Genomic DNA, 5,897 nt, shown 5'->3' on the forward strand with positions numbered 1-5,897 from the left:
TTCTGCGCCGCCTCGGCGAGGATATGGGCATAATCGTGCCGGACCAGCTCCAGCGCGTCCGCCTCGTCGCGCGCCGTGATCAGCGCCAGATCGGCATCGCCCTCGAACGGCCGGGCGAGATCGCGCATCTCGCCATTGACCCGCGCCGCCAGCGCCGCCTTGGCGAGGCCGGGACCGATCGCCGCCGCGACATCGGCCGGCGTCGCGCCTTCCGGCACCGCGCGCGCCGATCCGTCCGGCAAGGTGATGGTGAACATCTTCGTCATCGCCGGCGCATGTAGCGGCGGCATCGGCGGCGGGGAAGGGGGCCGGCGGGCAGCTACTCGCCGGCCGGGTCGTGCGAATAGCTGAGCACGCGCGACAGCCGCCAGCCGTCCGGTGCGCGCACCCAAAGCTGGGCGAAGCGGGCGCGGCCGACCAGCCGCTCCGGCCCCTCGCCGCGCCGCTCGTAGAAGAGATGCTCGCCCGCTTCGATCGCGCCGACGCCGGGCACGGGATCGACGACCAGGCTTTCCGGCACCAAAGCGCGGCGCGAGCGCCATGCATCCGGGGCCTGCCGCTCGGTGCAGAAGCGCCGATAGTCGGAAACGAAGCGGTCGGCGCCGCGCACGACGCCGTCGCGGTCGTGATAGAATTCGAGATCGGGCGTCACGAGCGCGCGCATCCGCTCCGGCTCGCAGCGGTTGAACAGGACATCGAACAGCTCAGCGTCGCGCGCGGCGATCTCGGTCCGCAGCATCGCGGCGTCCGGAAGGGTGACGGCGGCGGGCTGAAGCGCGGCAAGGACGAGAGCGAGCAGCATGAGCGGACCTCGATAGCGTATTACTCCAATAATACGGCTGGCAGCCAAAGGTCAAGCGGCCCGCCCGGCCACTCTCCGCTTCCCTGCACAATTCAGTAATGTTATAACATTCATTGCTAGAACAGGGAGACTCGCGATGACCTTGCTTCCCGTCCGCAAATCCGCCCAATCCCGCTTTCGCTTGGCGCCTCCCGACACCGCGCCGATCGCGACGATCAACACGACGCCGATGATCGACATGATGCTGGTGCTTCTGATCCTGTTCATCATTGCCATCCCGATCCGCACCCACCGCGTCCCGCTCGATCTGCCGCAGGGCCCGGCGCGGCCCGATCTGCGCCCGGTTCACCGGCTCGATCTCGACGCGGCCGGGCAGGCGCGGTGGAACGGCGTGGCGGTCGACGCCATCGCGCTCCGCCGCGCGCTCGCCGCCTTCGCCCGCGACCCGGCCCGGCCGGACCTGCACCTCAACGCCCATGGCGAGGCGCGCTACGAGCGGGTGGACGAGGTGCTGGCCGACATTCGCCGCGCCGGAATCAGCCGGCTCGGCCTGGTCAACAACCGAGCCTTCTCGCGCGACATCGGCTGAGCGTGCTCTTCGGTTGACTCCCGCCCCGGCCGGCGCGACCATTGCCCTTCCGAAACAGACAGGGAGGGCACGATGGCGAGCGAACCGGATCCGGCGGGCGCGGCCCCTCCCCCTGCCTCCCCCGCCCCGCCGGCTGCTTCGGGCGGCGGTCTCTACAATCTGGCGCGCGGCGCGAAGGGCGTGGCGCTCCTCCTCTTCCTCATCCCCTGGGTGACCGTCTCCTGCGGCGGGACCGAGTTCGCCTCGATGAGCGGGCTGGACCTCGCGACCGGATCGATCGACGTCCGCAACCCGATGACCGGCCAGACCGAATCGCCGCCGCCCGGCTCCGGCGGCGGCCGGGGCAGCGACATGTGGATCATCGCCGCGGCCGGGCTGATCGTCGCCGGGCTGGTGCTGACTTTCGTCCTGCCGCGCGTGATCGCGGCGCTGCTGGCCGCGGTCGGCTCGCTCGGCGCCGCGGGGCTGATCGGATATACGGTGCTGGCGCGGCTGCCGGCCGAGCTGCGCGAGCAGCCGATGGCCCCGCCCGGCGGCGCCGGCGGCGGCGGCGCCGCCGACATGGGCATGAACGCCCAGCAGATGGCGGAGCTCATACGGGTCGAGCCGCAGCTCGGCTTCTGGCTGGTGATGGCGGCATTGACCGCCGCCGCGGCGCTCAACATGATGGCGAGGGGCCGTGCCGGGCCCTGAGCTTCAGTCTCCGCTGGCCGGGATGCTGAACCATGCGCGCCGCCGCCTTGCTGATCGCCTCGCTGTTCGTCGCCACCGTCGCCGCGCGGGCGGCGGTCCATGCCGTAAGCGGGGCCGCCCCGTCGTCGGCGATGAACGTCGCCGAGCAGGCGATCGCCAACGCCGAGGCCGCCGCCGACATGAGCCTGGACCCCGGCTCGAACGACATGATCGATCTGGGCAACCCGGAGATGGACATGCCGGGCAATACGACCGCGCCGGCGCCGCCGCCCCGCCCGGCCTGGATGGGTGGCCAGATATGACTGATCGCCGCCGAGGAGCCTTCGGGCGCGATCTGGTATTTCGAGCCGCTCGGATCCGATTTTACGGTTACGCCGCACCGGGTGATCCTGCGCACCGACGAGAGCCGGGTCAGCGGGCGGCGCCACAACAATACGAGCCGCCGGATCGAGCTCGATTGCGGCGGACCGAGCTACCGCGTCGTCGGCACCGCTTATTATGACGATGCCGGCAACCGCACCGACCTGGACGAGGACGGCGACGGCCGGATGATCCGGCCCGCTCCGGGATCGGCCTGGGCCCAGGTGGTCGAGGCGGTCTGCCGCCACGTCGCGTATCACGACGCCCAGCGCAGCGGCAACGAAGTCACGTTCAACGGGATGTGAGGACCGGCCATGTCGCACCGGGTCTACAAGATGAGCTTCGCGAGCGTTTATCCGCATTATGTCGCGAAGGCCGAGAAGAAAGGGCGGACGAAGGCGGAGGTGGACGAGATCATCCGCTGGCTGACCGGCCACACCCAGGAGTCGCTGGAGGCGACCATCGCGGCGGGGACGAATTTCGAGGATTTCTACGGCAAGGCGCCCCGGCTCAACCCCGCGCGGTCGCTGATCACCGGCCTCATCTGCGGCTACCGCGTCGAGGAGATCGAGGAGCCGCTGATGCGGGAGCTGCGTTATCTCGACAAATTGATCGACGAGCTGGCCAAGGGCAAGAAGATGGAGAAGATCTTGCGGGTGTGAGCCGCGCCGGATTTCGAGCCGCGCGAACGTCACGAAGTTCACGATCTTCACAAGTTTCGCACGGAATCGCGCGGGGTTTCGTGAACTTTGAGGGTCCTGTGCAGGCACGCCACGACGGCGCCGAAGCCGCATTCGGCGGGGATGGCGAGGCGGGGCATGGATACGCTCCTTCGCAAAGATCGATCGGGAGCGCGCCATTTATCGCAAGCGGGGGCGTGCAGGAAAATGGTTTGTGGGCGGCGTGAACGGGGGCCGTCACGGGAGTGAATCCCGTGACGTCGGTCCTCTCGTCCTCGGCAAGCTCGGCCGCAGGCCGGCCGGGCGGGCCCCGGCTCTTCGCCCAAGCACGGCGCCGCTTCGCGTCGGCGCGCTTGGGCTCGGCGGGTCACGCCGCGCCGGCGGCCCGCGCCGTCTGCAATGTGTCGGTATATTGCTGGAAACGGGCCGCCTTGCCGTCCGCCACCCGCCAGACATGGGCGAGCTGGGCGTCGAGCGGCTTGCCCGTCGCCTTGTTGACGCCGGTGTAGCGGCCCAGGACGACGACGGTGTCGCCGGCGTCCAGATACTCCTCCGCATTGGCGGCGAAGGCGTCCCACTCGCCGATGCAGCGGGCGAAGACGCCGTTCAGCACCGCCTCCGGCCCGGCATAGGGATTGCCGTCCGCATAGATGAAATTCTCGGCCTCGTTCCAGACGATGTCCGGGCTCATCCGCCCCAGCACCCCCGGCACGTCGCCGGCGGCGAAGGCGTCATAGATGCCCCGGATCACGGTGACGGTCTCGTTCGACATGATGTGCCCCCTTGCTTGCGCGCGGCACGATAGCCGCGTTCGCGCGGCTTTGCGAAAGATTAGGGGCGGGGCGCTCATGCTGGCGAGCAGCTACCAGCTGCTCAACCTCAGCGACATGTTTTCGGGTACCCCAGTCATGTCCTGGGTGAAGCTGATCGGCCTGATGTTCGTCGGCATTCTGATTTGGGGGATCGGTTATGCGATGGGCGAGGCGAGCACTCCCCTGCCCGCAGGCGTCAGGCGGCCGGAAACCGAGGCCGAATATCCGCCGGTGAAACGGCTGCTGGACCAGGGCTGGGAGGAAGGCACGCCGGCGCCCTGAGCCCTTTGCGAAAGATCAGGGGCGAACCGGGACCGGACAGTCCGGTCGCTACGTTTCTGCTGGCGGGAGGTTCCGCTCAGTTCGTCTTGGCGGGCGGCGTCTCGATCTTGATGTCGGCGTTCACGTCCCGCGTGCCGCCGGAAAACACGCCCTGCTGATAAAGGAAGAAGGCTCCGAGCAGCACGACGACCAGCGCGATCAGCGCCACGATCATCCCGGCGCCACTGCCGCCACCGTCCGTCGTCACGATCGTCTCTTTGTCGGCCATGTTCACTCTCCCTGAAACAACGGGAGCGCAACGAGCGGCGGACCGGGTCGTTCCGGAAGTTGATGCATATCAATGGTTTCGCACGAGACACCGCAGCCGAATGGTCTCGCCCGCGCCGGCGCTATTGCGAAGCGGTCGTTGTCCGCATTTGCGTCTGGACGTCCGTGGGCAGAACCGGATCGCAGGATCCGGGCGATTGTTCATAAACCGACAGATAATGGGGCGTGAGCACAGTGTTGGGGTTCTCGAGCACCGCCTTGGTGACCGCGATCGCCTCCAGGGCCTTGGTCAATCCTTCCCGCGTCATGGCAAAGTTGGTGAGATAGGTGCCGAGCGTCGGCGAGCTGTTGCCGAGCCCGATTTGCCGGATGCGAAGCTGGCCGCTGACACGCTCGCGGTCCACCCCCGCCGACAGGCCCAGGAAGCTGGCGATGTTCACCCCGTCCCGCGACGTCTGAATATCGGCCTGGATCTCCAATGCGACGCCGGTGCGAACCTGGCCGGCGGCCGGATTGTTGGGGCGACAGGAATCGGAACGATATTGCTGCCAGCGGAACAGCATCCGGTAGTTGCCCCGGCGCACCGAAGCCGTGACCGGCAAGATCGATACGTTGCCACCGCCATCGACCTGAAGAATCTGAACAAATGCCTCGGCCGAATTCAGGAGCGCGCCCCGCTCGGCGCGAGGAATGGCGCCCCAATAGGCTTCGACCCTTTCTCCCGCCGGATTGAAATAGACGACCTTTTCGGCCGGTACGGGATTGTCGAAGACTCTCTCGGTCGGGGCGCCGCCCGGTGCGGGCGTTTGCGTGTAAGCAACGGAAGCTTGCAACGCACAGAAAATGCTCACGAAGACATAGTTTCGCATCACATCCCTCCCCCTGATGCTTCGATATTATGGAGACTCAAGAGAAGCGTCGAGTCATTATGTCGCCGTTCAACTGGCAGGCGGCCGGGAGAGCTGACTGTTTTGCCAGCCGTAATTCCGGCCTCTCGCGATGCTGCTTTTTGCGAACGATTAGGGATGCGGCGCTAATGGGGGCGGATGACGAAGCCCTGGCATCCGCGCGTCATTCGGGGCGGCAAGCGGCCCAAGAGGCCCAAGCGCAGTGCGCGTGCCACGCTGAGGGCGGCAGGCGGCGCTTCGGCCGTGCTGTTGGTCGTGATTGCGACGCAGACGGACTGGCGATTTCCCTCGCTCTTCTGGCCCGAGCCGGACAGAGAAAATCCGGCATTTGTGCGAGTGATCGACGGGGACACGTTCGATTACCGGGGGATGCGCGTCAGGGTGGCGGATATCGACACACCTGAGCGGGAAGGGCGCTGCCCGGAAGAGACCGCGCTGGCGGCGCGGGCAACGCGGCGGATGCGCGACCTGATCGACGATGGCCCCTTCACGCTGGAGCCGCTC

At 67.6% G+C, this 5,897-nt stretch carries 12 protein-coding genes; 7 read left to right on the forward strand and 5 right to left on the reverse strand.

Going from position 1 to position 5,897, the window contains the following annotated elements; translation table 11 throughout:
• Positions 1-266, reverse strand: a 266-nt coding sequence (locus ACT4N3_RS11925) for a TGS domain-containing protein (protein ID WP_444855443.1), incomplete at its 3' end; no start/stop codon positions are given.
• Positions 267-319: 53 nt separating this feature from the next.
• The gene (locus tag ACT4N3_RS11930; protein WP_444855444.1) at positions 320-802 is read right to left on the reverse strand and encodes a nuclear transport factor 2 family protein; all 483 of its coding nucleotides are present in this window, start codon (positions 800-802) and stop codon (positions 320-322) included.
• Positions 803-938: 136 nt separating this feature from the next.
• Here ACT4N3_RS11930 and ACT4N3_RS11935 point away from each other — a divergent pair, with 136 nt between their 5' ends.
• The 5 genes from ACT4N3_RS11935 to ACT4N3_RS11955 all read left to right on the forward strand — a co-directional run bounded on the left by ACT4N3_RS11935 (position 939) and on the right by ACT4N3_RS11955 (position 3,106).
• Positions 939-1,391 carry an ExbD/TolR family protein gene (locus tag ACT4N3_RS11935; RefSeq protein WP_444855445.1) on the forward strand — a complete coding sequence of 151 codons (453 nt, stop codon included), beginning with the start codon at positions 939-941 and terminating at the stop codon, positions 1,389-1,391.
• A gap of 72 nt (positions 1,392-1,463) precedes the next feature.
• Entirely contained in the window at positions 1,464-2,084 is a 621-nt protein-coding gene (locus ACT4N3_RS11940) for a hypothetical protein (RefSeq protein ID WP_444855446.1), read from the forward strand.
• 32 nt (positions 2,085-2,116) lie between these two features.
• Positions 2,117-2,386 (forward strand): hypothetical protein, encoded by a 270-nt coding sequence (locus ACT4N3_RS11945; protein ID WP_444855447.1) that lies wholly within the window; start codon positions 2,117-2,119, stop codon positions 2,384-2,386.
• An 81-nt stretch (positions 2,387-2,467) separates the two neighbouring features.
• Positions 2,468-2,749, forward strand: a complete 282-nt coding sequence (locus ACT4N3_RS11950; protein ID WP_444855448.1) for a hypothetical protein — start codon at positions 2,468-2,470, stop codon at positions 2,747-2,749.
• 9 nt (positions 2,750-2,758) lie between these two features.
• Complete coding sequence (locus tag ACT4N3_RS11955) at positions 2,759-3,106, forward strand: DUF2200 domain-containing protein (protein WP_444855449.1); 348 nt, start codon at positions 2,759-2,761, stop codon at positions 3,104-3,106.
• A gap of 385 nt (positions 3,107-3,491) precedes the next feature.
• On the opposite strand, the gene ACT4N3_RS11960 is transcribed toward ACT4N3_RS11955, so the two are convergent.
• On the reverse strand, positions 3,492-3,896 hold the full coding sequence (locus ACT4N3_RS11960; RefSeq protein ID WP_444855450.1) for a nuclear transport factor 2 family protein: 405 nt from the start codon (positions 3,894-3,896) through the stop codon (positions 3,492-3,494).
• 76 nt (positions 3,897-3,972) lie between these two features.
• Here ACT4N3_RS11960 and ACT4N3_RS11965 point away from each other — a divergent pair, with 76 nt between their 5' ends.
• Entirely contained in the window at positions 3,973-4,218 is a 246-nt protein-coding gene (locus tag ACT4N3_RS11965) for a hypothetical protein (RefSeq protein ID WP_444855451.1), read from the forward strand.
• Between the two features lie 76 nt (positions 4,219-4,294).
• On the opposite strand, the gene ACT4N3_RS11970 is transcribed toward ACT4N3_RS11965, so the two are convergent.
• Positions 4,295-4,486 carry a hypothetical protein gene (locus ACT4N3_RS11970; RefSeq protein WP_444855452.1) on the reverse strand — a complete coding sequence of 64 codons (192 nt, stop codon included), beginning with the start codon at positions 4,484-4,486 and terminating at the stop codon, positions 4,295-4,297.
• 121 nt (positions 4,487-4,607) lie between these two features.
• Positions 4,608-5,354, reverse strand: a complete 747-nt coding sequence (locus tag ACT4N3_RS11975; protein ID WP_444855453.1) for a hypothetical protein — start codon at positions 5,352-5,354, stop codon at positions 4,608-4,610.
• A 177-nt stretch (positions 5,355-5,531) separates the two neighbouring features.
• Between ACT4N3_RS11975 and ACT4N3_RS11980 the strand changes: the two genes are divergently transcribed.
• On the forward strand, positions 5,532-5,897 hold a 366-nt coding region (locus tag ACT4N3_RS11980), incomplete at its 3' end, for a thermonuclease family protein (RefSeq protein WP_444855454.1).

The organism is Sphingosinicella sp., assembly GCF_052388015.1.
Taxonomy (GTDB): Bacteria; Pseudomonadota; Alphaproteobacteria; order Sphingomonadales; family Sphingomonadaceae; genus Allosphingosinicella.

Coding starts and splice junctions, on each gene's coding strand:
- ACT4N3_RS11930 (WP_444855444.1), bottom strand. CDS start 802: ATGCTGCTCGCTCTCGTCCTTGCCGCGCTTCAGCCCGCCGCCGTCACC.
- ACT4N3_RS11935 (WP_444855445.1), top strand. CDS start 939: ATGACCTTGCTTCCCGTCCGCAAATCCGCCCAATCCCGCTTTCGCTTG.
- ACT4N3_RS11940 (WP_444855446.1), top strand. CDS start 1,464: ATGGCGAGCGAACCGGATCCGGCGGGCGCGGCCCCTCCCCCTGCCTCC.
- ACT4N3_RS11945 (WP_444855447.1), top strand. CDS start 2,117: ATGCGCGCCGCCGCCTTGCTGATCGCCTCGCTGTTCGTCGCCACCGTC.
- ACT4N3_RS11955 (WP_444855449.1), top strand. CDS start 2,759: ATGTCGCACCGGGTCTACAAGATGAGCTTCGCGAGCGTTTATCCGCAT.
- ACT4N3_RS11960 (WP_444855450.1), bottom strand. CDS start 3,896: ATGTCGAACGAGACCGTCACCGTGATCCGGGGCATCTATGACGCCTTC.
- ACT4N3_RS11965 (WP_444855451.1), top strand. CDS start 3,973: ATGCTGGCGAGCAGCTACCAGCTGCTCAACCTCAGCGACATGTTTTCG.
- ACT4N3_RS11970 (WP_444855452.1), bottom strand. CDS start 4,486: ATGGCCGACAAAGAGACGATCGTGACGACGGACGGTGGCGGCAGTGGC.
- ACT4N3_RS11975 (WP_444855453.1), bottom strand. CDS start 5,354: ATGCGAAACTATGTCTTCGTGAGCATTTTCTGTGCGTTGCAAGCTTCC.